The organism is Enterobacter sp. SM3, from assembly GCF_009811935.2.
GTDB lineage: Bacteria > Pseudomonadota > Gammaproteobacteria > Enterobacterales > Enterobacteriaceae > Enterobacter > Enterobacter asburiae_D.
Window position 1 is genome coordinate 1,830,238 of sequence record NZ_CP099971.1, and the last position, 24,442, is coordinate 1,854,679.

The following is a 24,442-nucleotide window of genomic DNA, read 5'->3' on the forward strand; positions in this document are numbered from 1 at the left end:
ATGAAAAAAATGTTGCGCTTTGTCCTTATCCTCATCGTTGCGCTGGGCGTCGCTGGCGGAGCTGGCGTATGGAAAGTTCGCCAACTGGCGGACAGCAAGATCCTGGTTAAAGACGAAACGATCTTTACCCTGAAAGCGGGAACCGGCCGTCAGGCGCTGGGGGAACAGCTCTATGGCGACAAGATTATCAATCGTCCACGGGTATTCCAGTGGCTATTGCGCGTGGATCCTGAGCTGTCGCATTTCAAAGCCGGTACCTATCGCTTTACGCCGGGAATGACCGTCAGGGAGATGCTGCAGCTGCTGGAAAGCGGCAAAGAAGCCCAGTTCCCCCTGCGGTTTGTAGAAGGGATGCGCCTGAGCGATTACCTTAAACAGCTGCGTGATGCGCCGTATATCAAACATACGTTAAAAGACGATAGCTATCAGACGGTGGCTGACGCGCTGAAGCTTGAACATCCGGAATGGGTGGAAGGCTGGTTCTGGCCAGACACCTGGATGTACACGGCAGGCACGACCGATGTAGCCATCCTGAAGCGGGCGCACAAAAAAATGGTCGCCGCCGTGGATGCCGCCTGGGAGGGGCGAATGGAAGGGTTGCCTTACAGCGATCAGAATCAGTTTGTGACCATGGCCTCGATCGTTGAGAAAGAGACAGCCGTTGCCGCCGAGCGCGATAGGGTGGCGTCAGTATTTATCAACCGTCTGCGCATCGGCATGCGTCTGCAAACCGACCCTACCGTTATCTACGGCATGGGTGAGAGCTATACCGGCAAGATCTCAAGAAAAGATCTGGAGACGCCAACGGCGTATAATACCTACGTGATTAGCGGTTTACCGCCGGGCCCGATCGCCACGCCGAGCGAAGCGTCGCTCAAAGCCGCCGCGCATCCGGCTAAAACACCGTATCTCTATTTTGTGGCTGATGGAAAAGGGGGGCATACCTTTAACACCAACCTTGCCAGCCACAATCGCTCTGTTCAGGACTATCTGAAGGCACTTAAGGAAAAAAATGCGCAGTAAATACATTGTCATTGAGGGACTCGAAGGGGCAGGTAAAACCACCGCCCGCAACGTGGTGGTGGATACGCTCAAAGCGCTTGGCGTGGCGGACATGGTATTTACCCGCGAGCCGGGCGGCACGCAGCTGGCTGAAAAGCTGCGCAGCCTGGTGTTGGATATCAAATCCGTCGGCGACGAAGTTATCACTGACAAAGCCGAAGTGCTGATGTTCTACGCGGCGCGCGTTCAGCTGGTTGAGACGATTATCAAACCTGCCCTGGCCGAGGGTAAGTGGGTGATCGGCGACCGTCACGATCTGTCGACTCAGGCGTATCAGGGCGGAGGACGCGGTATCGACCAGACAATGCTGGCCACGCTGCGTAATGCCGTATTGGGTGATTTTCGCCCCGACCTGACGCTCTATCTGGATGTGACGCCGGAAGTGGGCCTCAAGCGCGCCCGCGCGCGCGGCGAGCTGGACCGCATAGAACAAGAGTCGTTTGATTTCTTTAACCGCACCCGTGCGCGCTATCTTGAACTGGCCGCACAGGACAGCTCAATTTGTACCATCGATGCGACGCAGTCCCTGGACGACGTCACGCGTGACATTCAGCATACCATTACGCAGTGGGTGCAGGAGCAGCAGGCATGAAATGGTATCCATGGTTGCGCCCACACTTTGAACAGCTGATCGGCAGCTATCAGGCGGGTCGGGGGCATCATGCGTTACTGATTCAGGCATTGCCGGGGATGGGTGATGATGCGTTGATTTATGCCATCACCCGTTTTCTGATGTGTCAGCAGCCGGAAGGGCACAAGAGCTGTGGTAAATGCCGTGGCTGTCAACTGATGCAGGCGGGCACGCATCCTGACTACTACACCCTTGAGCCTGAAAAGGGCAAAAGCGCGCTCGGTATTGATGCCGTGCGTGAAGTCGGTGAAAAATTGTATGAACACGCACGACTGGGCGGCGCTAAAGTGGTCTGGCTTAAAGACGCTACGCTGCTCACCGAGGCGGCCGCTAACGCTCTGCTCAAAACCCTGGAAGAGCCGCCGGTAAAAACGTGGTTTTTCCTCTCATGCCGTGACCCGGGACGATTGCTGGCGACGTTGCGCAGCCGTTGTCGTCTCCATCACCTGGCGGTGCCCCAGGAATCATGGGCGCTGAGCTGGCTTGAGCGTGAGGTGACAACGTCACCTGAGAGCGCGCTGACCGCCTTGCGCCTGAGCAGCGGCGCGCCTGCTGCGGCGCTGGCATTACTGCAGCCTGGCGTCTGGTCAGAGCGAGAAACGCTCTGCCGGGCCGTAGACGCTTCACTGAACAGTCACGACTGGCTAAGTTTACTGCCTGCGCTTAACAGCGATCGGGCCGTTGAGCGTCTGCACTGGCTGGCCTCCTTGCTGCTGGATGCGCTCAAAATCCAGCAAGAGGCAACGCTTCTGACCAACCCGGATGCGTGGCCGCTGGTGAATACGCTGGCGAACCGCCTCTCAGGGAAGATTCTTCACGCGATGCTCCATGAAATTTGCCAGAGTCGTGAACAGCTTTTAACCGTGACGGGTCTTAATCGCGAGCTTTTACTGACCGACCAGTTACTGCGTATCGAACATTACCTGCAACCCGGCGTCACACCGCCAGTTTCCCATCTCTGAGAGAGACATTATGTTTTTAGTCGACTCACACTGCCATCTTGATGGCCTGGATTATCAATCCCTGCATAAAAACGTGGATGACGTGCTGGCAAAAGCCGCTGCCCGCGATGTGAAATTCTGTCTTGCGGTAGCAACCACGCTGCCGGGCTACCGCTCCATGCGTGAGCTGGTGGGCGTTCGCGATAACGTGGTGTTCTCCTGCGGCGTGCACCCGTTGAATCAGGACGAGGCGTACGACGTTGAGGATCTGCGCCGACTGGCAGCAGAAGAGGGCGTGGTGGCGATGGGCGAGACCGGGCTGGACTATTTTTACACGCCGGAAACCAAACCGCGCCAGCAGGAGTCCTTCCGCAACCATATTCGCATTGGCCGGGAGTTGAGCAAGCCGGTTATCGTCCACACCCGCGACGCGCGTGCGGATACCCTGGCGATCCTCCGGGAAGAAAACGTGACGGATTGCGGTGGCGTACTACACTGTTTCACAGAAGACAGAGAAACGGCGGGTAAGCTGCTTGATTTAGGGTTTTATATCTCGTTTTCGGGGATCGTGACGTTCCGTAATGCTGAGCAGCTGCGTGATGCTGCACGCTATGTTCCGCTCGATCGCATTCTGGTGGAGACAGATTCTCCGTATCTCGCACCGGTACCGCATCGCGGTAAAGAGAACCAGCCCGCTATGACGAGAGATGTGGCTGAGTACATGGCCGTACTGAAGGGCGTCAGCATCGATGAGCTGGCCCGCGTGACGACGGAAAACTTCTCCACGCTGTTCCATATCGACCCCGCCCGCCTGCAATCTGTCTGATACACCTGTTTTTTTTAGGCTCGTAATTAATAAGTAAAGCGAGTAAAGTTCACCGCCTCATTTGGGGCGGTGAGGGTGTTTTTAGACACATCCGGACATGCTTTTTGTAAATAACTGAAAGTTTTTCGACCGCCTTAAGCTGAAACGTGATAGCCGTCAAACAAACTCAGAGGGAATTATTTTACTCTGTGTAATAAATAAAGGGCGCTTAGATGTCCTGTCCACGGCACGGTACTCCCCCCGGGCCAATGCGTGAAAGCGTAAAAAAAGCACAAATACTCAGGAGCACTCTCAATTATGTTTAAGAATGCATTTGCTAACCTGCAAAAGGTCGGTAAATCGCTGATGCTGCCAGTATCCGTACTGCCTATCGCAGGTATCCTGCTGGGTGTCGGTTCTGCTAACTTCAGCTGGCTGCCAGCCGTAGTGTCCCACGTGATGGCCGAAGCAGGCGGTTCTGTCTTTGCTAACATGCCACTGATCTTCGCGATCGGTGTGGCTCTGGGCTTCACCAATAACGACGGCGTTTCTGCGCTGGCTGCAGTGGTTGCCTACGGCATCATGGTGAAAACCATGGCTGTGGTTGCGCCGCTGGTTCTGCATTTACCGGCAGAAGAGATCGCCGCGAAACACCTTGCAGACACCGGTGTTCTGGGCGGTATCATCTCCGGTGCGATTGCAGCGTATATGTTTAACCGCTTCTATCGCATCAAGCTGCCTGAGTATCTGGGCTTCTTCGCGGGCAAGCGTTTCGTTCCGATCATCTCTGGTCTGGCAGCGATTTTCACTGGCGTGATCCTGTCCTTCATCTGGCCACCAATCGGCTCCGCTATCCAGACCTTCTCTCAGTGGGCTGCTTACCAGAACCCGGTTGTAGCGTTTGGTATCTACGGCTTCATCGAGCGTTGCCTGGTGCCATTTGGTCTGCACCACATCTGGAACGTTCCATTCCAGATGCAGATTGGTGAATTCACCAACGCAGCAGGTCAGGTATTCCACGGCGATATCCCACGTTACATGGCGGGCGACCCAACTGCAGGTAAACTGTCTGGTGGCTTCCTGTTCAAAATGTACGGTCTGCCAGCCGCTGCGATTGCTATCTGGCACTCTGCTAAGCCAGAGAACCGTGCAAAAGTGGGCGGTATCATGATCTCCGCAGCGTTGACATCGTTCCTGACCGGTATCACCGAGCCGATCGAGTTCTCCTTCATGTTCGTTGCGCCGATCCTGTACATTATCCACGCGATTCTGGCGGGCCTGGCGTTCCCAATCTGTATTCTGTTGGGTATGCGTGACGGTACGTCCTTCTCTCACGGCCTGATCGACTTCATCGTTCTGTCCGGTAACAGCAGCAAACTGTGGCTGTTCCCAATCGTGGGTGCGTGCTATGCGGTTGCGTACTACACCATCTTCCGCGTGCTGATTAAAGCACTGGACCTGAAAACTCCAGGCCGTGAAGATGCGACAGAAGACAGCAAAGCAGGCGCTACCAGCGAAATGGCTCCGGCACTGGTCGCAGCGTTCGGTGGTAAAGAGAACATCACTAACCTGGACGCGTGCATCACTCGTCTGCGTGTGAGCGTTGCCGACGTCGCGAAAGTAGACCAGCCGGGTCTGAAAAAACTGGGCGCAGCGGGCGTAGTTGTTGCAGGTTCTGGTGTACAGGCAATCTTCGGTACCAAATCCGATAACCTGAAAACCGAAATGGATGAGTACATCCGCAGCAACTAAGTTGTGACCTGGGGAGACTAAGGCAGCCGAATGGCTGCCTTTTTTATTCCTGTGGTTTATGGTGCCGGGTGGCGGCTGCGCCTTACCCGGCCTGGGTGATGGGTAGGCCCGGCAAGCGTAGCGCCACCGGGCTTCTGCCACTCAGAAGTCGTAGCTCGCGCTCACCGAGACGTTCAGCGGCGCGCCATAAACCACATAAGAGCCGACGTAATCGTAATACTCTTTGTCGAACAGGTTGTTGACGTTCGCCTGAACGGCAAAATCTTTGGTGACCTGATAGCGGCTAAAGAGGTTAACCAGCCCGTAGCTGCCTTGCTCCGCACGGTTGCGGCCAGCCGGAGCGCCATCCACATCCGTCCACACTTTGTTTTGCCAGTTTACACCACCGCCTACGGTCAGGGCTGGCAGCATAGGCAGTTGATAACGGGTGAACAGTTTCATGGTCGTGCGCGGCTGATCGGCGCTGACGGCGTTGCCATTCTTATCTTCAGCAATGTAGCGAGTCGCGCCGAAGGTCAGCTGCCAGCTATCGGTCAACGCGCCGTTCAGCTCGAACTCAATCCCTTTGCTCACTACGCCGTCCAGCGACTGATAGATCGACTCACCGCTCGGCATGTAGGTATACGTGTTGCTTGCTACGTTATCCTGCTCAATGCGGAAAATCGCCAGCGAGGTGGTAAGACGGGTATTGAACCAGTCTGCCTTCACACCGGCTTCGTAGCTTTTGCCCGTGGTGGGGTCGAGATAGCGTCCGCTGGCGTTCCGCTTGTCCTGCGGCTGGAAGATGGAGGTATAGCTGACGTAGGTCGACCAGTCTTCATTGATGTCGTAGACCAGGCCTGCGTACGGCGTAACGTCATCTTTAGTGCTTTCCAGACGGGTGTCCGGGGAGCCCGCCGGGTTATAGCGAATATTATAGTTGGTATAACGCGCGCCGAGGATCAGATGCAGCGGGTCAGCCAGCGAGAAGCGGGCGGAGGTATACGCTGAGGACTGGCGGATGTCGTCCTGGCTGTAGAGCTTCCACGGCGTCCACTGCGGGTCGGCAATGTTCCCGTTCCAGTTCTTAAAGTTACCCACATCAACCATGCCATAAACCGCGTCAGGCATTGAGTTGTCGTAATGGTTACGCTGACGGCTGAAGCTGCCGCCGAACATCATTTCGTGCTGACGGCCAAAGAGTTCGAAACCGCCACGCAGGAAAGCGTCCACTGCATCCTGTTTACGTTCGCCACGGTTCCAGCCGCCGTAGCCCACCATGCCCGCGCCGGTCTCTTTATCCGGATAACCGGACATATACATCAGCTTAGAGTCGAAGTTGGTTTCAGCATGCATGCCGTTAATGTGCGCTTCCCAGCCATTATCGAAACGCTGGGTCAGATTAGCGAAGATGCGGGTGCTGTCCTTGTCCGAGTAGGCCCAGTCAGGCGCGACGGTCTGGCTACGATTGTAATCGGTTTTACTTCCGTCGCTGTACCAGGTCGGCAGTCCGCCCCAGGTTGGGTCGGCGGTATGGCTTTCCTGATATTCATATCCCACAGAGAGGGCGGTGCTGTCGGTGATGTCCGCGTCCATCACGCCATAGAGGAATTTTTTCCGGTAGTGGTAGTTATCCACGAAGCTGTCGTTATCCTGATAACCCGTAATCAGGCGGCCCCGTACCTTGCCGGACTCTACCAGCGGCGCCTGCAAATCCAGCACGTAGCGCTGCTTGTCCCAGCTGCCGTAGCTGGCGGAGACATTCCCTTTGAATTCATTGCTGTCCGCATGCTTACGTACCATATTGACGTACGCCGCCGGGTTGCCCGTACCGGACATCAGGCCGGTTGCGCCGCGCACCACTTCGATGCGGTCATAGATCGCCGTATCGGCGGCGGTATCACCAAAGTTCCACACCTCGCTGATGGAGGTCGGCAGGTCGTCATAGGCGTAGTTGCTAACGAAGAACCCGCGTGAGTAAAACACGGTACGATCGCTGTCCTGCACCTGCGCCGTAACGCCCGTGGTGTTGGTTAACACCTGACCGATGGACTGCAGGTTCTGATCGGCCATGCGCTGCTGGCTAATCACGCTGACGGACTGCGGGATATCGCGGGGAACCAGCAACAGTTTGGTGCCGGTGGTGGTGGTTTTTACGCTGTAATCCTGAGCCTGGTTTGCGGAAGGATCCTGTGTATTGTCAAAACCTTCGTCTACGATGACGGTATCTTCGGCTGTTGATGCAGCGAAAGCGGTGGCTGGCGTCAATGCCATAGCAATGCAGACTGCCAGCAACGAAGGCGTTGCGACAGGCTGATGTTGCCCATCCCTGGTGTGATTAATGAAAGACATTATCAAACCCTTATGAACGGTGTAGAGGGTATGCGTCAGTCCCGCAGAAACGGGCTGGCGTCGTTTTCTATATTGAAAATGCGCATGAAAATGCAAATGCGAAATATACGCATTGCTATTAATGCTGTAAACAAATGTGTCGACCGCAACTGAAATAATGTTTCAGCCCGTTGAGGCATACGAGCGGTCACTCTTCGCTCAGCTGATGAACATTCAGGAAAGAAATCGAGGGAGGAGGTTGAAAGGACAGGAGAAACTCGCTCATACTCTTGAATTGTGTCACACACCGATCCCCGGAGTGTGTTTACAGCGGACGCATTGCGCCAGATTAAACAAAATAGGAAAAGGTCATGGCTGAAGAAACGATTTTCAGTAAAATTATCCGCCGCGAAATTCCGTCGGATATCGTCTATCAGGATGAACTGGTGACGGCTTTCCGGGACATTTCCCCTCAGGCCCCGACGCACATCCTTATCATTCCCAATATTCTGATTCCGACTGTAAACGACGTAAAAACCGAGCATGAAGTGGCATTAGGTCGTATGCTGACGGTGGCCGCGAAAATCGCTGAACATGAAGGGATTGCAGAAGACGGTTACCGTCTGATCATGAACTGCAACCGTCATGGTGGCCAGGAAGTTTATCATATTCACATGCATCTGCTGGGTGGACGTCCTCTGGGGCCGATGCTGGCACATAAAGGTCTTTAACATGTTTAAAGGGCGTATTGCAGCGCTGGTAATGACGATGATGATTGTGGGGTGCAGCTCGCGTCCGGCGATCCCCGTGAATGATGAACAGACGCTGGTCATGGAATCCTCCGTGCTTGCCGCGGGCATCACGGCGCAACAGCCCGCGTTGACCATCAGTGAAATCAACTCATCTGCCTCCTCTATGCTCTTTAATGAACGACATGAACCAGTGACGGTCCACTACCGTTTTTTCTGGTATGACGTAAGAGGTCTTGAAATGCATCCGCTGGAGGCGCCGCGCAGCGTCACCATTCCGGCCAGGTCGTCGGTAACGCTCTATGGCAGCGCCAACTATCTGGGTGCGCATAAGGTGAGACTTTATCTTTATCTCTGAGGGGTGAACCTTGATTAAAAATTTGAGCCGCTATGCGCTCGTGACCGCTTTCGCTCTGTTTCTCGCAGGGTGTGTGACCCGAACTGAACAGCCTGCGCCTGTGGAAGAGGCTAAACCGGGTACTGAACAGCCGACACCGCCAACGCAGCAGCAGCCAACCGTTCCGTCTGTACCGTCTATTCCGGCCCAGCCGGGCCCGATTGAGCATCCGGACCAGACGTCACAGCCCACGCCGCGCGTGCGCCATTACGACTGGAACGGGGCCATGCAGCCGATGGTCGGCAAAATGCTGCAGGCGCAGGGTGTGACGGCGGGCAGCGTGTTGCTGGTCGACAGCGTCAACAACCGTACCAACGGTTCGCTGAACGCGGGTGAAGCGACGGAAACCCTGCGCAATGCTCTGGCTAACAACGGCAAGTTTACGCTGGTCTCGGCTCAGCAGCTCGCGGTGGCCAAACAGCAGCTGGGCCTGTCGCCGCAGGATAGCCTCGGCACACGCAGCAAAGCGATCGGCATCGCCCGTAACGTTGGCGCACAGTATGTGCTTTACTCTAACGCCACCGGTAACGTGAATACCCCAGCCCTGCAGATGCAGCTGATGCTGGTTCAGACAGGCGAAATTATCTGGTCAGGTAAAGGTGCGGTTACGCAACAATGACGGCACGCGTGAAGAGATTCTGACGCGCTATTTTCCTCAGTACCGCCTAATCGCGCCGCAGGCCCACTCCGGGCTTGGCGGCGCGAGTTGCATTATAGAGCAGGGCGAACGACGTCTGGTCTTGCGGCAAAATCACGACCCCTTTGCTCCTGCCTCCCATTTTCGTCGTCAGTTTCGTGCCCTGAGACGTCTTCCGTCAGATCTCGTGCCTGAGCCCCGTTTTTTCAGACAGGGCTGGATGGCCGTCGACTATCTGGACGGTGACGTTAAAAGCGCGCTGCCGGACACGCCGGAGCTTGCGGCGATGCTGTATCATCTGCACCGGCAGCCACGTCTGGGATGGCGAATTACGTTATTCCCGCTGCTTGAACATTACTGGCAGCAAGCCCTGCCTGACAGGCGTACCCCAGTATGGCTGGCACATCTCAAGCGGCTGCGTAAAACGGGCGAGCCGCAGCCGATTCGGCTCGCGCCGCTGCATATGGATGTTCATGCCGGGAATATTGTTCATACGCCAGCGGGCATCAGGCTTATCGACTGGGAGTATGCCGGAGATGGCGATGTGGCGCTGGAGCTGGCGGCAGTCTGGACGGAGAGTGACGCCGCGCGGCAAATGCTCATCAGGGGCTATGCCCGGGTGGCACATATTGACCCCGATGCGCTTACGCGTCAGGTCAGACGCTGGCGACCCTGGGTCGTCATGCTAATGGCTGGCTGGTTTGAAATGCGCTATCGGCAGTCCAGAGACAAACAATTTATTGCGCTGGCAGACGATGCCTGGCGTCAGTTACAAACTAAAGGATAAGAGAGGTGGATGTGGGTCCAGTCATGTTGGATGTAGAAGGGTTTGAGCTGGATGCGGAGGAGCGCGAAATTCTGGCGCATCCGCTGGTGGGTGGCCTGATCCTGTTTACCCGCAACTATCACGATCCGGCGCAGCTGCGTGAGCTGGTGCGTCAGATCCGCGCCGCGTCGCGCAATCATCTGGTGGTGGCCGTCGATCAGGAAGGCGGACGCGTGCAGCGTTTTCGCGACGGTTTTACCCGCCTGCCCGCCGCCCAGTCTTTTGCCGCGCTGCTCGGCACGGAAGAGGGTGGAAAACTGGCGCAGGAGGCCGGCTGGCTGATGGCCAGCGAAATGATTGCCATGGATATCGACATCAGCTTTGCCCCGGTGCTGGATGTAGGGCATATCAGCGCTGCTATCGGAGAGCGTTCATACCATGACGATCCGCGTATTGCGCTGGCAATGGCGACCCGGTTCATCGACGGCATGCACGATGCCGGGATGAAAACCACCGGGAAACACTTCCCGGGTCACGGGGCGGTGACGGCGGATTCTCACAAAGAGACCCCGTGCGATCCGCGCCCGGAAGCGGAGATCCGCGCCAAAGATATGTCGGTTTTCCAGTCGCTTATCACCGATAACAAGCTGGATGCCATTATGCCCGCACACGTCATTTACAGCGACGTCGACCCGCGTCCGGCCAGCGGTTCTCCGCACTGGCTGAAAACCGTTCTGCGTCAGGAGCTGGGTTTCAACGGCGTGATTTTCTCTGACGATTTATCGATGGAAGGGGCCGCGATCATGGGCAGCTACGCTGAACGCGGTCAGGCATCGCTGGATGCAGGTTGCGATATGATCCTGGTCTGCAATAATCGTAAAGGGGCCGTTAGCGTGCTGGATAACCTGTCGCCGATCAATGCAGAGCGTGTTACACAATTGTATCATAAAGGTTCATTTAGCCGTCAGGAGCTGATGGATTCGGCGCGCTGGAAGACGGTCAACGCCCGGCTTGAAGACCTGAATGAGCGCTGGCAGGCACATAAAGCCAGCCTGTAAACCCTCCCGGAAGGCGTAGCGTGGTGAGAAGACGATGATCATCTATTTACACGGTTTTGACTCAAACAGTCCTGGTAATCATGAGAAGGTGCTGCAGCTGCAGTTTATCGATCCGGATGTACGGTTGATCAGCTACAGCACGCGTCATCCGAAGCATGATATGCAGCATCTGCTCAAAGAGGTGGATAAGATGCTGCAGCTCAACGTCGACGATCGCCCGTTGATCTGCGGCGTGGGGCTGGGCGGCTACTGGGCGGAGCGCATTGGCTTCCTGTGCGACATTCGCCAGGTGGTGTTCAATCCTAACCTGTTCCCGAACGAGAACATGGAAGGCAAAATTGACCGCCCGGAAGAGTATGTCGATATTGCGACCAAGTGCGTCAGCAATTTTCGTGAGAAAAACCGCGACCGCTGCCTGGTGATCCTTTCCCGTAATGATGAAGCGCTCAACAGCCATCGGGCAGCAGAACTGCTGCATCATTACTATGAGATCGTCTGGGACGAAGCGCAGACCCACAAGTTCAAAAACATCTCCCCGCATCTGCAGCGTATCAAAGCGTTTAAAACGCTCGGTTAAGCCTATACCCGCAGGCATCAAAGCCCGGCCGCGAAAGCGTTCCGGGCTTTCTTTTTGACCAGAATTGTCTACTTTTAAGCCATCAAAACTTGATGCATATCAATTTTGGTATGACCAATGCGCCTGACGTGTTATTCTCAATGCACCTGAATGGTTTCAGTGCTGTAACCTGTTGTTAATTAAGGGTTATTTTTATAACTTTTAATTAACAATTGGTTAATAATTTGAGGGGGTCACGTTGACTACGCCATTGAAAAAGATAGTGATTGTAGGCGGTGGTGCTGGCGGGCTGGAGCTGGCTACACAGCTGGGCAAGAAGCTGGGTCGCGGTAAAAAAGCCAAAATTACGCTGGTGGATCGTAACCACAGCCACCTGTGGAAACCGCTGCTGCACGAAGTGGCGACCGGCTCTCTGGATGAGGGCGTGGACGCGCTCAGCTATCTGGCGCACGCGCGCAACCATCATTTCCAGTTCCAGCTGGGCTCGGTGGTGGACATCAACCGTGAAAGCAAAACCATCACCCTGGCAGAGCTGCGCGATGAAAAAGGGGAGCTGCTGGTTCCCGAGCGTAAACTGGCGTACGACACGCTGGTCATGGCGCTGGGCAGTACCTCCAACGATTTCAACACGCCGGGCGTGAAAGAGCACTGTATCTTCCTCGATAACCCGCACCAGGCGCGGCGTTTCCATCAGGAAATGCTGAACCTGTTCCTGAAGTACACCAGCAATATGGGTGCGAACGGTAAGGTGAATATCGCCATCGTCGGCGGCGGCGCGACCGGCGTTGAGCTGTCTGCGGAGCTGCACAATGCGGTGAAACAGCTGCACAGCTACGGTTACAAAGGGTTAACTAACGAAGCGCTGAACGTCACGCTGGTTGAAGCCGGTGAACGCATCCTGCCTGCGCTGCCTCCGCGAATTTCCGGTGCGGCGCACAATGAGCTCACCAAGCTGGGCGTGCGGGTGCTGACGCAAACCATGGTGACCAGCGCCGACGAAGGCGGTCTGCACACCAAAGACGGCGAGTATATTAAAGCGGATCTGATGGTCTGGGCGGCAGGTATCAAAGCGCCTGACTTTATGAAAGAGATCGGCGGTCTGGAAACGAACCGCATTAACCAACTGGTAACCGAGCCAACGCTGCAAACCACGCGTGACCCTGAAATCTTTGCTATCGGTGACTGTGCCTCCTGCGCGCGTCCTGAAGGTGGTTTCGTGCCGCCGCGCGCGCAGGCCGCTCACCAGATGGCAAGCCTGGTGCTGCACAACATTCTGGCGCAGTACAAAGGCAAGCCAATGAAAGCGTATGTCTACAAAGACCACGGTTCACTGGTGTCGCTGTCAAACTTCTCTACCGTCGGCAGCCTGATGGGCAACCTGATGCGCGGCTCAATGATGGTAGAAGGGCGCATTGCCCGCTTCGTGTATATCTCCCTGTACCGTATGCACCAGATTGCGCTGCATGGCTACTTCAAAACCGGGCTGATGATGCTGGTGGGCAGAATCAACCGCGTGATCCGTCCTCGTCTGAAGCTGCACTAATCTTCCACTCCCTCCGGGCCCTCCGGAGGGAGTTTTTAGCATTTCATGCTGTAGATCACAGTTTGAGTGCTTAAGAGTTCTCCTAAATACAATATATCTCCTCTCAACGCCCCTTTTTTGATCCTTTATCTTATTGGCGAAGCGTTGCCTCCATTGCAAAATTGTTACCAATAGCAACAAAGGAGGAAGTCCCGTGAATAAATCAATGTTGGCGGGTATAGGGATTGGCGTCGCGGCTGCGTTAGGTGTGGCTGCCGTTGCCAGTCTCAACGTATTAGATCGCGGCCCGCAGTATGCACAGGTGGTTTCTGCTACACCGATTAAAGAAACCGTGAAAACCCCTCGTCAGGAGTGCCGCAACGTCTCCGTGACGCACCGTCGTCCGGTACAGGATGAAAACCGCATTGCCGGTTCTGTTCTGGGTGCGGTAGCGGGTGGCGTGATTGGTCACCAGTTTGGCGGCGGCCGTGGTAAAGACGTAGCGACCGTGGTCGGCGCGCTGGGTGGCGGCTATGCCGGTAACCAGGTGCAGGGCGCAATGCAGGATAATGATACCTACACCACGACTCAGCAACGCTGCAAAACCGTCTATGACAAGTCGGAAAAAATGCTGGGCTATGACGTGACGTACAAAATTGGCGATCAGCAGGGCAAAATCCGCATGGATAAAGACCCGGGCACGCAAATTCCACTGGATGGAAATGGCCAGCTGGTTCTGAATAACAAAGCGTAAAAAAGATGTTCTCTGAATTTAGCTCCTCATGCGCTCAGGCTGAGGAGCTTTTTTTTGCGTCAGATTTTCAGTAGCTCAGGCCACAGCCGCAGCGTGGTTTCGCTAATATGCTGCAGTTTTTCCAGCGTAGCCCCTTCACGGGCGCTGATCGACATCCCCTGCAAAATACAGCTCAGGTATTGCGCCAGCAGCTGAGGGTTGCACTGCGCAGGGATTTCACCGCGCTGCTGGCGCTGCGCCAGAAATGCGCTGAGCGTCTCCTCCTGCATGGCATGCCGCGATTTCACCGTATTGGCAATCTCTTTAGAGGACGCCGCAAGGGTGGCAGAGGTGTTAATCATAAAGCAGCCCGCAGGCGTCTCTTTACTGGTGAAACAGGTCGCGACGGCGGTGAAATAGTCGCGAAGCGCCTGTTCAACGCTTTTCTCTTCGCAGAACAGCTGGGCTTCGTGTTTCGCCGCAAAGCGCGAAATGTATCTGTCCAGCACCGCCCTGAACAGCCCCTCTTTATTGGTAAATTCGGCATACAGCGTCGGCGCTTTGGCTCCGGTGGCTTCTACCAGATCGGAAAGCGAGGTTGCTTCATACCCATGTTGCCAGAAGAGAGTCATGGCCTTATCAAGCGCTGCATCCCTGTCAAACACTTTTGGTCGGCCACGGCTTTTCTTCGCACAACTCGTGACATCGGTTGTCATTTGCCGTTGGTCCTCTGTTGGTTTGGTGAATGACCATTATAAAAATAAACGCAACCCACCACCAGTGCAGAATGCTTAAAAATAAATTAATCATATATGTATGAAAAATAACAATTTTAAAATTAAATTAACGCTCGTTATAAAATTATGTTGACGCGTGACCTGGATCACATTTATGATTTACCTATCGATCGTTAACTAAATGATTAACGACCTCCAAATTCATCTGCTAAAGGTAAACATCATGAAAAACGTAAAAACCCTCATCGCTGCCGCTGTCCTGAGTTCACTCTCTTTTGCAAGCTTTGCTGCTGTACAAGTGCAATCTACGCCTGCTGACCAGCATAAAGTCGGGACAATCTCTGCCTCTGCCGGTACTAACCTGAGTTCCCTGGAAGATCAGCTGGCACAAAAAGCGCAAGAGATGGGTGCAAAATCTTACCGCATCACATCCGTGACCGGTCCTAACACCCTGCACGGTACGGCTGTCATCTACAAATAAGCCGGGCATAAACCCTCATTTATGCCACTGCAATAAAAAAGGCCCTGCTCAGCAGGGCCTTTTTTTATTTCTGATTTACATCGACTGCGGGACGACGTCGTGATGCCGGGTGACATCGGTCGGCATGCCTGACCGCGCTTCCATCGCGCGCTCCATCACCACGCTATTGGTATTGGCATTCGTTTTGAAGCTCACCATCGCGGCATTCAGGTTAATGGGCAGCGTCTGCGGATCGTCGCCAATGTTTTTCGATAACGGCTGGTGAATCTCAACCAGCCGCACGCCGCCGGGCTCTTCTGAAACTTTAATCGGCGTATTGATAATATTCACTTTGGTTCCCGGCGTAACGACGTTAAACAGCGTTTTGATATCGTCATCGCGCAGACGAATACAGCCGGAGCTGACGCGCATGCCGATGCCAAAATCCGCATTCGTTCCGTGCAGCAGGTAGACGCCGCCGTATGCCGCCAGGCGGATCGCGTGGTGCCCCATCGGGTTATCCGGACCTGCCGGCACCACGGCAGGAAGATCGATCCCCTGGGCCTTATAGCGGGCACGAATGTTGGCCGTCGGGGTCCAGGTTGGATTCGCGCGTTTATCCGAGACGGTGGTGACCATCGTCGGCGTCAGCGTGTCGCCGCCCAGCTGGCCAATACCGATAGGGTAGACGGTCACTTCGTTTTTACCCGGCGGGTAATAGTACAGGCGCAGCTCGGCGAGGTTTATCACCATCCCCTCGCGCGGGGCGTCCGGCAGGATAGTCTGTAACGGGATCGTCAGTACGCTGCCCGCGCGCGGGACATACGGATCGACGCCGGGGTTCGCCTGCAGCAGGGCCAGAAAACCGACGTTATATTTTTTGGCAATTGCTTCCAGTGAACCACCGTTGTTTTCAACCACATGAAAGCGGTTTTCACCCACCACCTTGCTGCCGGGAGGAGGAAGGGGCCAGGTGTTTGCCCGAGCGGGAAGCGCAACCGCGACGGTGGCTGCCAGCGCAAACAGGGTCATCCAGCGAGTAAAACGCGAAGAGGTCATCATCACCATAATCCATATAAATGATAAGGTTATTGTTTTATAAGGGGTTAAACATAATTATGGCGAATGGGTGTGTCGGGAAGATCGGGTGAAGTGCAAAGAGTTTGTAAATTGTCCCCCCGTAGCGCCGGGCTAACAGGGGGAAGGAAGGTTATGCGATCGCGTTCTCTTCCAGTTGACGCATGAAGTTACGCACCCAGTCCATACGGGTTTTGCGCTCCGTCAGCTCCTGGGTAAATTTCAGACGGGTTGGACCATCCAGACGGAAATGCTGCGGCTGTTTTTGCAGCAGGCCGATCAGCCACATCGGGTTGACGTGATTCTTCTCGGCGAATTCAATCACGCCGCCTTTTTCATTGCCTTCGAGCTTGCGGATCCCCAGCTTTTGCGCCTGCTGGCGCAGTCTCGCGATATCCAGCAAATTTCTCGCCGGATCGGGCAGCAGACCAAAGCGGTCAATCAGCTCCACCTTAATCTCTTCCAGCTCGTTCTCCTTCTTCGCGCTGGCGATGCGCTTGTAGAATGAGAGGCGGGTATTCACGTCCGGAATGAAATCGTCCGGCAGCAGGGAAGGCATACGCAGCTCGACCTCGGTCTGCTGGCTGGTGAGATCTTCCAGCGACGGCTCGCGCCCGGCCTTCAGGGCATCGACCGCGTTCTCCAGCAGCTCCATATAGAGCGAGAAGCCGATGGTTTCCATGGAGCCGCTCTGGTCTTCACCCAGCAGCTCGCCGGCACCGCGGATCTCAAGATCATGCGTGGCCAGCGCAAAGCCTGCGCCGAGGTCTTCCAGCGAGGCGATAGCTTCCAGACGCTTTTGCGCGTCGGTGGTCATCGCTTTCGGATGCGGCGTCAGCAGCCAGGCGTAGGCCTGATGGTGCGAACGCCCGACGCGGCCGCGCAGCTGGTGAAGCTGCGCCAGACCAAAGTGATCCGCGCGCTCAATGATGATGGTGTTCGCCGTCGGAATGTCGATCCCGGTCTCAATGATGGTGGTGCACACCAGCACGTTAAAGCGCTGGTGGTGGAAGTCGTTCATCACCCGTTCCAGCTCGCGCTCGCGCATCTGCCCGTGACCGATAGCTATGCGCGCTTCCGGCACCAGCTCCGCCAGCCTGTCCGCCGCTTTCTGGATGTTTTCCACGTCGTTGTAGAGGTAGTAGACCTGCCCTCCACGCAGCACTTCACGCAGAATGGCCTCACGCACCACCAGATTATCGTACTCGCGGACAAAGGTTTTTACCGCCAGACGGCGCGCCGGCGGCGTGGCGATAATCGACAGATCGCGCATACCGCTCATCGCCATGTTCAGGGTTCGCGGGATAGGCGTCGCGGTCAGTGTCAGAATATCGACGTCGGCGCGCATCGCTTTGATGCGCTCTTTGTGACGCACCCCGAAGCGGTGCTCTTCGTCGACGATCAGCAGCCCCAGATCTTTCCACTTCACGTCGCTTTGCAGCAGCTTATGGGTGCCGATCAGAATATCAATTTTGCCTTCGCTGGCCTGTTCGAGGATCTGGGTCTGCTCTTTAGTACTGCGAAAACGCGAGAGCATCTCAATACGTACCGGCCAGTTGGCGAAACGGTCGCGGAAGTTGTCGAAGTGCTGCTGAGCGAGCAGGGTAGTCGGCACCAGCACCGCAACCTGCTTGTTGTTTTCGACCGCAAGGAAGGCGGCGCGCATCGCCACTTCGGTTTTACCGAAGCCGACGTCGCCGCAGACTAAGCGGTCCATGGCCAGCGGCTGGCACATGTCGCTCAGCACGGCGTTGATGGCCTGGGCCTGATCCGGCGTGGTTTCAAACGGGAAGCTGTCGCAGAACAGCTGGTACTGTTCTTTATCATGCTTAAAGGCGAAGCCCTGTTTGGCCGCGCGCTGGGCGTAGATATCCAGCAGCTCGGCGGCCACGTCGCGCACTTTTTCCGCCGCCTTCTGGCGCGCGCGCGCCCAGGCATCGCCGCCCAGCTTGTGCAGCGGCGCATTGTCTTCGGCACCGCCCGCGTAGCGGCTGATCAGATGGAGGGAGGAAACCGGGACATACAGTTTGGCGTCGTTAGCGTAGGTCAGCATCAGGTATTCACCTTTGATGCCGCCCGCTTCAAGCGTGGTCATCCCCTGATAGCGCCCAACGCCATGCTCCAGGTGGACAATCGGCTGGCCAGGATGCAGCTCGGCCAGGTTACGGATCAGCGTGTCCGGGTTGATGGTCCGACGGCTGTCCTGACGGCGGCGGGCGACGCGCTCACCCAGCAGATCGCTTTCGCAAATCAGCGCCAGGTTGTTGAGCGTGTCGATGAACCCGTGCTCGGCGGCGCCAATCATCAGGTAACGACCGTTTCCGGTCGCTTCGCTCAGACGCAGGATGCGCTTCGGCGCCACCTTAATGCGTCCCAGCAGCTCGCCTAAAGCTTCGCGGCGGCCTTCACTCTCAACGGAGAACACCACCGGGCCGGTAAAGGACTCCAGGAACTTGCGCAGATTATCCAGCGGGGATTTCTGCTGCGCCTGAACGGCCAGGTCCGGCAGCGTCCGGAAGGCGAGGTTGGTGTTGGCGGCCTTATCGGCAAGCGAATCGGTTTTCAGCTGCATGCGCGGCCAGCGCTTCAGCTCGGCGTTGAGCTCGTCGGTGCGCAGCCACAGCGCTTCCGGCGGCAGCAGCGGACGCATCGGGTCAACGCCACGGTTTTCAAAGCGGGCGCGGGTTTCGCTTTCAAAGCGGCTTGCGCTGGCGTCGATATCCCCGGTGTTGACAATCAGCGTATTCGCCGGGAAGTAGCTGAACAGGGCAGGCAGCGGCTCGTTGAAGAACAGCGGCTGCCAGTATTCGATCCCGGCAGGAAGCGTGCCTTTACTGACCTGCTGATAAATATGTTCCGCGTCGCGCTTCACCTCGAACTTATCGCGCCACTGGCTGCGGAACAGTTCAATAGCGGTTTTGTCCGTGGGGAACTCATGCGCGGGCAGTAAGTTGATGGACTCCACTTCTTCCAGCGTGCGCTGCGTGTCGGCGTCGAACACGCGCAGGCTGTCGATTTCGTCATCAAAAAAGTCCAGACGATACGGCTGGTCGCTACCCATCGGGTAAAGATCGAGCAGCGCGCCGCGGGTCGCGTATTCCCCGTGCTCCATCACCTGGTCGACGTGGCGATAGCCAGCACCGTCAAGCTGCGCGCGCAGGGCATCACGGGACAGGCGCTGGCCTTTTTTCATCACCAGCGCGTGACCGTGCAGATAGCTGTGCGGACAGACGCGCTGCATCAGGGTATTTACCGGCACAATCAGCACGCCGCGCTGCATGGTCGGGAGTTGATAGAGCGTCGACAGGCGCGAGGAGATTATCTCCTGATGCGGAGAGAAGCTGTCATACGGCAACGTCTCCCAGTCGGCCAGGCTGAACACCAGGCTATCGGTGAACTGGCGAATTTCATCGTGCAGGCGCAGGGCGTTTTGCATATCCGGGGCAACCAGAATCACCGGGCCTGGATGACGCTCGGCGATTTCCGCCACCAGCGTGGCGCACGCCGCGCCCGTGAGTTCACCCAGCTGGCGCTGGTCGCCCGCTTTGACAGGTAAGGAATAACGATAGTGTTCAGGCATGGCTATGTCAGAGTCTCTTATGGATATACCAACAGTATTGGGGCATATCACTGATACGCAATGTCTTTATTATCCTCGATCGTTTTACATAAGCAAATCGTAACCGCACGGCAGGGCTAAACGCCCCCGAAACGGGGGCGGAGAGGGTATTAACGCGTTGAAGGTGACAAGGTCAGCGTAGAGGGAGGAGAGAAGAAAACGTCCCCAAACAGCGCGGTAGAGATTTTACGCACCCCGAGCCCGGCAAGGGTACAGATAAGCAGGCTGGCAAACGGATAGACCAGGATCAAGCTCAGCTCTGCCCAGACCGGCCAGTAAGCGGCATTCATCTCGCCAATCAGGAACAGGCTAAAGGCCTCAATCAGGATACGGTGGGTGGTATAAATCGCAATGGTGTTTGAGCCAATCACGTTCAGCAGATTGTTCGGGTGAACCGCATAGCGCTGCTCAAGGCAATAGAACAGCTTCATGATCAGCACAATCGACAGCAATGAGAGCAGCAGCGGAACGTTAGCAAACCACAGCACCACGGAGACGGCGGCGAAAGCGCCGGTTGCCAGCCAGATGCGGCGCAGGTTGACGCTTTTCATCCACGCCATCAGCTCTGCGCCATACCACGCCCCGAGGCTGTAGTAGATCATGTTGCGTACCACGCTGTTCATTCCCCACCACGGCAGCGGCAGGAAGTTAATCGCGATGCTTGCCAGCGCCAGCAGTGCCAGTACCGGCAGCTTCCAGCGGCTCAGCAGTTTACACAGCGTGAAGTAGACCACCAGAGCATACAGATACCACAGACTGGTGCTGGCGGTGACCATCCCCAGCACAAAGCCTGAGAACGAGTCGGCGTAGGCCGCGTTCGACGAGGTGGCAAGCTCACGCTCGGGCGCCAGCCAGGCGTTCAGATGGGTCAACGCCTGCCATTGCAGGACGCCCCACAGCGCCAGGACCCAGACAATGCTCCAGATCCGCTTGTCGAGACTGGTTCGCCAGTCCACCTCGTCGATATAACGACGGATCAGGTAGCCGGAGATAAAGAAGAAGACCGGCATACGAAACGGTGCGAGATAGAGGTTAAAATAGACCCAGCATTTGGCGAGAAGGCCGGAGAGCGGGTGTTGCAGCCCGATCAGATGGGGATAAAACGTGATAACCGAATGATAGATAACCACCAGGCAGATACACAGCCCTTTTATCTGGTTAATCCATAATGCTTTTTGCTTCATTGTTCGCCACTACCTTATTGCCATAAACGAACGAGCAATTGTTGTAAAACGAAACCAGGATGTAATGGGTAACAGTCTGTATCAGGAGGTTTTTCGGAAAAGGTGGAGGTTGCGAGGTGAGTATTCAGACAATAGCACCCTGATTTATCTGAATTTTTCGGAAAAATGATTACCAAAGCTTACTGTTTCAGTCATTTACGCTTAACGGATTCGCTTATATACTCGTGGGTCTGCTATCAGCAAACAGACGGATTTCATGTATCAACCTGTCGCACTCTTCATAGGCTTACGTTACATGCGTGGGCGCGCCGCGGACCGCTTCGGTCGCTTTGTCTCCTGGCTTTCGACTATTGGCATTACGCTTGGCGTGATGGCACTGGTGACGGTGCTTTCCGTCATGAATGGCTTTGAGCGCGAGCTGCAAAATAACATCCTGGGGCTGATGCCGCAGGCCGTTCTCTCATCGACTAACGGTTCGGTTAACCCGCAACAGCTGCCGGAAAGCGCGGCGAAGTTACAGGGTGTCACGCGCGTTGCGCCGTTGACGACCGGCGACGTGGTGCTGCAAAGCGCCCGCAGCGTGGCGGTCGGCGTGATGCTGGGTATTGACCCGGCGCAAAACGATCCGCTGACGCCGTATCTGGTTAACGTGAAGCAGACCGATCTGGAAGCCGGAAAATACAACGTGATTCTGGGTGAGCAGCTTGCCGGCCAGCTTGGCGTCAACCGCGGTGACCAGCTGCGCGTGATGGTGCCTTCTGCCAGCCAGTTTACCCCGATGGGGCGCCTGCCAAGCCAGCGCCTGTTCAACGTGATTGGTACCTTTGCCGCCAACAGCGAAGTCGATGGCTACCAGATGCTGGTTAACATTCAGGATGCTTCACGCCTGATGCGCTACCCGGCAGGGAACATCACCGGCTGGCGCCTGTGGCTCGATGCGCCGCTGAAGGTCGATACCCTCAGCCAGCAAAAACTGCCGGACGGCACCAAATGGCAGGACTGGCGCGAGCGCAAAGGCGAATTGTTCCAGGCCGTGCGGATGGAAAAAAACATGATGGGGCTGCTGCTGAGCCTGATCGTGGCCGTGGCCGCATTCAACATCATTACCTCGCTGGGCCTGATGGTGATGGAGAAGCAGGGCGAAGTCGCCATTCTGCAAACCCAGGGGCTCACGCCGCGCCAGATCATGGCGGTGTTTATGGTGCAGGGGGCCAGTGCCGGTATCATCGGCGCGCTGCTCGGTGCCGTGCTGGGGGCATTGCTTGCCAGCCAGCTTAATAACTTAATGCCGATCATCGGCGCGCTGCTTGACGGCGCGGCGCTGCCGGTGGCTATCGAGCCGCTGCAGGTGGTCGGTATTGCGCTGGCCGCGATGGCCATTGCGCTACTTTCTACGCTTTATCCTTCCTGGCGCGCCGCCGCCACTCAACCCGCTGAGGCTTTACGTTATGAATAAGATCCTGTTGCAATGCGACAACCTGTCCAAACGCTATCAGGAAGGCACTGTGCAAACCGACGTGCTGCACAATGTGAGCTTTAGCGTGGGTGAAGGCGAAATGATGGCGATTGTCGGCAGCTCCGGCTCGGGCAAAAGTACGCTGCTGCATCTGCTGGGCGGGCTGGATACGCCAACCGAAGGCGACGTGATTTTCTCCGGCCAGCCGATGAGCAAAATGTCCTCCGCGGCGAAGGCCGAGCTGCGCAACCGCGAGCTGGGCTTTATCTACCAGTTCCACCACCTGCTGCCGGACTTCACGGCGCTGGAAAACGTGGCGATGCCGCTGCTGATTGGCAAAAAGAAACCGGCAGAAATTAACGCTCGCGCCAGCGACATTCTAAAAGCGGTAGGGCTGGGCCATCGAGGTAACCATCGTCCCTCTGAGCTTTCCGGCGGCGAGCGCCAGCGCGTGGCGATTGCCCGTGCGCTGGTCAACAACCCGCGTCTGGTGCTGGCGGATGAGCCTACCGGTAACCTGGATGCCCGCAATGCGGACAGTATTTTCCAGCTTCTGGGCGAGCTGAACGCCTCGCAGGGCACCGCGTTTTTGGTCGTGACCCACGATCTGCAACTGGCAAAACGCATGGGACGTCAGCTTGAGATGCGCGACGGCCATCTGAACGCGGAACTGACCCTGATGGGAGCAGAGTAATGGCGTCACCGTTATCGTTACTCATCGGTTTACGTTTTAGCCGCGGCCGCCGTCGCGGCGGCATGGTGTCGCTGATCTCCGTCATCTCGACCATCGGTATTGCGCTGGGCGTGGCGGTGCTGATTGTGGGCTTAAGCGCCATGAACGGCTTTGAGCGCGAGCTGAATAACCGCATTCTGGCGGTGGTGCCGCACGGGGAGATCGAGCCGGTCAACCAGCCGTGGACGAACTGGAGCGATGCGCTCACCAAAGTTGAAAAAGTGCCGGGCATTGCCGCGGCCGCGCCCTACATCAACTTTACCGGGCTGGTGGAGAGCGGGGTAAACCTGCGCGCCATTCAGGTGAAAGGGGTCAACCCCGTCCAGGAAGCGCGTCTCAGCGCGCTGCCAAACTATGTGCAGAACGGCGCGTGGGCCAACTTTAAGGCCGGCGAACAGCAGATCATCATGGGTAAAGGCGTGGCCGATGCCCTGAAGGTGAAGCAGGGCGACTGGGTGTCAATCATGATCCCGAACGCCAGCGCCGACCACAAGCTGCAGCAGCCTAAGCGCGTGCGCCTGCACGTCACCGGTATTCTTCAGCTGAGCGGTCAGCTCGATCACAGCTTCGCCATGGTGCCGATGGAAGATGCGCGCCAGTATCTCGATATGGGCGACAGCGTGACGGGTATTGCCATTAAGGTGAACGACGTCTTTAACGCCAACAAGCTGGTCCGCGACGCGGGCAGCGTGACCAATAACTATGTCTACATCAAAAGCTGGATCGGCACTTACGGGTATATGTACCGTGATATCCAGATGATCCGCGCGATTATGTATCTGGCGATGGTGCTGGTGATTGGTGTGGCGTGCTTTAATATCGTCTCCACGCTGGTGATGGCGGTCAAGGACAAGAGCGGCGACATCGCCGTGCTGCGTACGCTGGGGGCGAAAGACGGTCTTATTCGCGCCATCTTCGTCTGGTACGGTTTGCTGGCTGGGCTCTTTGGCAGCCTGTGCGGCGTGGTGATTGGCGTGGTGGTTTCCCTGCAGCTGACCCCCATTATCAACGGGATCGAAAAGCTTATCGGCCACCAGTTCCTGTCGGGTGATATCTATTTTATTGACTTCCTGCCGTCTGAACTGCACTGGCTGGATGTTTTTTATGTGCTGGTTACAGCACTTTTACTGAGTCTGCTGGCAAGCTGGTATCCGGCGCGTCGCGCAAGCCGAATTGATCCGGCGAGGGTATTAAGTGGCCAGTAATTACGTCATGATCTAGCGGCTTTCGGGCCGC

At 56.3% G+C, this 24,442-nt stretch carries 22 protein-coding genes; 17 read left to right on the plus strand and 5 right to left on the minus strand.

Annotated features, from left to right (window positions below; translation table 11 throughout):
• The 5 genes from yceG to ptsG all read left to right on the plus strand — a co-directional run bounded on the left by yceG (position 1) and on the right by ptsG (position 5,191).
• Positions 1-1,023, plus strand: coding sequence for a cell division protein YceG (gene yceG / locus GVO84_RS08575; protein ID WP_159513874.1), 1,023 nt, complete (start codon positions 1-3; stop codon positions 1,021-1,023).
• Positions 1,013-1,654 carry a dTMP kinase gene (gene tmk / locus GVO84_RS08580; protein WP_029739872.1) on the plus strand — a complete coding sequence of 214 codons (642 nt, stop codon included), beginning with the start codon at positions 1,013-1,015 and terminating at the stop codon, positions 1,652-1,654. Before yceG ends, tmk begins: the two co-directional genes overlap by 11 nt.
• On the plus strand, positions 1,651-2,655 hold the full coding sequence (gene holB / locus GVO84_RS08585; protein WP_159513875.1) for a DNA polymerase III subunit delta': 1,005 nt from the start codon (positions 1,651-1,653) through the stop codon (positions 2,653-2,655). Before tmk ends, holB begins: the two co-directional genes overlap by 4 nt.
• A gap of 10 nt (positions 2,656-2,665) precedes the next feature.
• Positions 2,666-3,460 (plus strand): metal-dependent hydrolase, encoded by a 795-nt coding sequence (locus GVO84_RS08590; RefSeq protein ID WP_159513876.1) that lies wholly within the window; start codon positions 2,666-2,668, stop codon positions 3,458-3,460.
• A gap of 297 nt (positions 3,461-3,757) precedes the next feature.
• Positions 3,758-5,191, plus strand: coding sequence for a PTS glucose transporter subunit IIBC (gene ptsG, locus GVO84_RS08595; RefSeq protein WP_121425898.1), 1,434 nt, complete (start codon positions 3,758-3,760; stop codon positions 5,189-5,191).
• 141 nt (positions 5,192-5,332) lie between these two features.
• Here ptsG and fhuE read toward each other — a convergent pair whose 3' ends face one another.
• Entirely contained in the window at positions 5,333-7,522 is a 2,190-nt protein-coding gene (fhuE, locus tag GVO84_RS08600; RefSeq protein ID WP_121425899.1) for a ferric-rhodotorulic acid/ferric-coprogen receptor FhuE, read from the minus strand.
• A gap of 350 nt (positions 7,523-7,872) precedes the next feature.
• Between fhuE and hinT the strand changes: the two genes are divergently transcribed.
• The 8 genes from hinT (at position 7,873) to GVO84_RS08640 (ending at position 13,961) form a co-directional block, all read left to right on the plus strand.
• On the plus strand, positions 7,873-8,232 hold the full coding sequence (hinT, locus tag GVO84_RS08605; RefSeq protein ID WP_159513877.1) for a purine nucleoside phosphoramidase: 360 nt from the start codon (positions 7,873-7,875) through the stop codon (positions 8,230-8,232).
• Between the two features lies 1 nt (position 8,233).
• Positions 8,234-8,608 (plus strand): YcfL family protein, encoded by a 375-nt coding sequence (locus GVO84_RS08610; protein WP_159513878.1) that lies wholly within the window; start codon positions 8,234-8,236, stop codon positions 8,606-8,608.
• 10 nt (positions 8,609-8,618) lie between these two features.
• Complete coding sequence (gene lpoB / locus GVO84_RS08615; RefSeq protein ID WP_023311160.1) at positions 8,619-9,266, plus strand: penicillin-binding protein activator LpoB; 648 nt, start codon at positions 8,619-8,621, stop codon at positions 9,264-9,266.
• Positions 9,247-10,071 carry a thiamine kinase gene (gene thiK, locus GVO84_RS08620; RefSeq protein ID WP_159513879.1) on the plus strand — a complete coding sequence of 275 codons (825 nt, stop codon included), beginning with the start codon at positions 9,247-9,249 and terminating at the stop codon, positions 10,069-10,071. Before lpoB ends, thiK begins: the two co-directional genes overlap by 20 nt.
• Positions 10,072-10,082: 11 nt before the next feature.
• The gene (gene nagZ, locus GVO84_RS08625) at positions 10,083-11,108 is read left to right on the plus strand and encodes a beta-N-acetylhexosaminidase (protein ID WP_159515614.1); all 1,026 of its coding nucleotides are present in this window, start codon (positions 10,083-10,085) and stop codon (positions 11,106-11,108) included.
• A gap of 34 nt (positions 11,109-11,142) precedes the next feature.
• A complete protein-coding gene (gene ycfP / locus GVO84_RS08630; protein ID WP_121425902.1) occupies positions 11,143-11,685 on the plus strand; it encodes an alpha/beta hydrolase YcfP in 543 nt (180 codons plus the stop codon).
• Between the two features lie 238 nt (positions 11,686-11,923).
• Positions 11,924-13,228 (plus strand): NAD(P)/FAD-dependent oxidoreductase, encoded by a 1,305-nt coding sequence (locus GVO84_RS08635; protein WP_023335290.1) that lies wholly within the window; start codon positions 11,924-11,926, stop codon positions 13,226-13,228.
• 193 nt (positions 13,229-13,421) lie between these two features.
• Positions 13,422-13,961 (plus strand): glycine zipper 2TM domain-containing protein, encoded by a 540-nt coding sequence (locus GVO84_RS08640; protein WP_028012731.1) that lies wholly within the window; start codon positions 13,422-13,424, stop codon positions 13,959-13,961.
• A 59-nt stretch (positions 13,962-14,020) separates the two neighbouring features.
• Here GVO84_RS08640 and GVO84_RS08645 read toward each other — a convergent pair whose 3' ends face one another.
• Positions 14,021-14,656 carry a TetR/AcrR family transcriptional regulator gene (locus tag GVO84_RS08645; protein WP_029739866.1) on the minus strand — a complete coding sequence of 212 codons (636 nt, stop codon included), beginning with the start codon at positions 14,654-14,656 and terminating at the stop codon, positions 14,021-14,023.
• Positions 14,657-14,900: 244 nt separating this feature from the next.
• Between GVO84_RS08645 and bhsA the strand changes: the two genes are divergently transcribed.
• Entirely contained in the window at positions 14,901-15,158 is a 258-nt protein-coding gene (gene bhsA / locus GVO84_RS08650) for a multiple stress resistance protein BhsA (protein WP_032639138.1), read from the plus strand.
• A 75-nt stretch (positions 15,159-15,233) separates the two neighbouring features.
• Here bhsA and ldtC read toward each other — a convergent pair whose 3' ends face one another.
• From ldtC to GVO84_RS08665, 3 genes are all read right to left on the minus strand, one after another.
• Positions 15,234-16,199 carry a L,D-transpeptidase LdtC gene (ldtC, locus tag GVO84_RS08655; RefSeq protein ID WP_029739865.1) on the minus strand — a complete coding sequence of 322 codons (966 nt, stop codon included), beginning with the start codon at positions 16,197-16,199 and terminating at the stop codon, positions 15,234-15,236.
• A 148-nt stretch (positions 16,200-16,347) separates the two neighbouring features.
• Positions 16,348-19,794 (minus strand): transcription-repair coupling factor, encoded by a 3,447-nt coding sequence (gene mfd / locus GVO84_RS08660; protein WP_159513880.1) that lies wholly within the window; start codon positions 19,792-19,794, stop codon positions 16,348-16,350.
• Positions 19,795-19,943: 149 nt separating this feature from the next.
• Positions 19,944-21,017 carry an acyltransferase family protein gene (locus tag GVO84_RS08665; RefSeq protein WP_159513881.1) on the minus strand — a complete coding sequence of 358 codons (1,074 nt, stop codon included), beginning with the start codon at positions 21,015-21,017 and terminating at the stop codon, positions 19,944-19,946.
• A gap of 256 nt (positions 21,018-21,273) precedes the next feature.
• Between GVO84_RS08665 and lolC the strand changes: the two genes are divergently transcribed.
• From lolC to lolE, 3 genes are read left to right on the plus strand one after another with little or no spacing between them, the layout of a single operon-like run.
• A complete protein-coding gene (gene lolC / locus GVO84_RS08670; RefSeq protein WP_024908607.1) occupies positions 21,274-22,473 on the plus strand; it encodes a lipoprotein-releasing ABC transporter permease subunit LolC in 1,200 nt (399 codons plus the stop codon).
• On the plus strand, positions 22,466-23,167 hold the full coding sequence (gene lolD / locus GVO84_RS08675; RefSeq protein ID WP_159513882.1) for a lipoprotein-releasing ABC transporter ATP-binding protein LolD: 702 nt from the start codon (positions 22,466-22,468) through the stop codon (positions 23,165-23,167). Before lolC ends, lolD begins: the two co-directional genes overlap by 8 nt.
• Positions 23,167-24,411, plus strand: a complete 1,245-nt coding sequence (gene lolE / locus GVO84_RS08680; protein WP_159513883.1) for a lipoprotein-releasing ABC transporter permease subunit LolE — start codon at positions 23,167-23,169, stop codon at positions 24,409-24,411. Before lolD ends, lolE begins: the two co-directional genes overlap by 1 nt.
• Positions 24,412-24,442 lie beyond the last annotated feature (31 nt).

What these genes read in the sequence shown, in the direction of transcription:
- GVO84_RS08665 (WP_159513881.1), bottom strand. Translation starts at nt 21,017, where the DNA reads ATGAAGCAAAAAGCATTATGGATTAACCAGATAAAAGGGCTGTGTATC.
- ycfP (WP_121425902.1), top strand. Translation starts at nt 11,143, where the DNA reads ATGATCATCTATTTACACGGTTTTGACTCAAACAGTCCTGGTAATCAT.
- lolE (WP_159513883.1), top strand. Translation starts at nt 23,167, where the DNA reads ATGGCGTCACCGTTATCGTTACTCATCGGTTTACGTTTTAGCCGCGGC.
- holB (WP_159513875.1), top strand. Translation starts at nt 1,651, where the DNA reads ATGAAATGGTATCCATGGTTGCGCCCACACTTTGAACAGCTGATCGGC.
- GVO84_RS08610 (WP_159513878.1), top strand. Translation starts at nt 8,234, where the DNA reads ATGTTTAAAGGGCGTATTGCAGCGCTGGTAATGACGATGATGATTGTG.
- lolC (WP_024908607.1), top strand. Translation starts at nt 21,274, where the DNA reads ATGTATCAACCTGTCGCACTCTTCATAGGCTTACGTTACATGCGTGGG.
- GVO84_RS08645 (WP_029739866.1), bottom strand. Translation starts at nt 14,656, where the DNA reads ATGACAACCGATGTCACGAGTTGTGCGAAGAAAAGCCGTGGCCGACCA.
- mfd (WP_159513880.1), bottom strand. Translation starts at nt 19,794, where the DNA reads ATGCCTGAACACTATCGTTATTCCTTACCTGTCAAAGCGGGCGACCAG.
- yceG (WP_159513874.1), top strand. Translation starts at nt 1, where the DNA reads ATGAAAAAAATGTTGCGCTTTGTCCTTATCCTCATCGTTGCGCTGGGC.
- GVO84_RS08590 (WP_159513876.1), top strand. Translation starts at nt 2,666, where the DNA reads ATGTTTTTAGTCGACTCACACTGCCATCTTGATGGCCTGGATTATCAA.
- bhsA (WP_032639138.1), top strand. Translation starts at nt 14,901, where the DNA reads ATGAAAAACGTAAAAACCCTCATCGCTGCCGCTGTCCTGAGTTCACTC.
- fhuE (WP_121425899.1), bottom strand. Translation starts at nt 7,522, where the DNA reads ATGTCTTTCATTAATCACACCAGGGATGGGCAACATCAGCCTGTCGCA.
- tmk (WP_029739872.1), top strand. Translation starts at nt 1,013, where the DNA reads ATGCGCAGTAAATACATTGTCATTGAGGGACTCGAAGGGGCAGGTAAA.
- hinT (WP_159513877.1), top strand. Translation starts at nt 7,873, where the DNA reads ATGGCTGAAGAAACGATTTTCAGTAAAATTATCCGCCGCGAAATTCCG.
- ldtC (WP_029739865.1), bottom strand. Translation starts at nt 16,199, where the DNA reads ATGATGACCTCTTCGCGTTTTACTCGCTGGATGACCCTGTTTGCGCTG.
- lolD (WP_159513882.1), top strand. Translation starts at nt 22,466, where the DNA reads ATGAATAAGATCCTGTTGCAATGCGACAACCTGTCCAAACGCTATCAG.
- ptsG (WP_121425898.1), top strand. Translation starts at nt 3,758, where the DNA reads ATGTTTAAGAATGCATTTGCTAACCTGCAAAAGGTCGGTAAATCGCTG.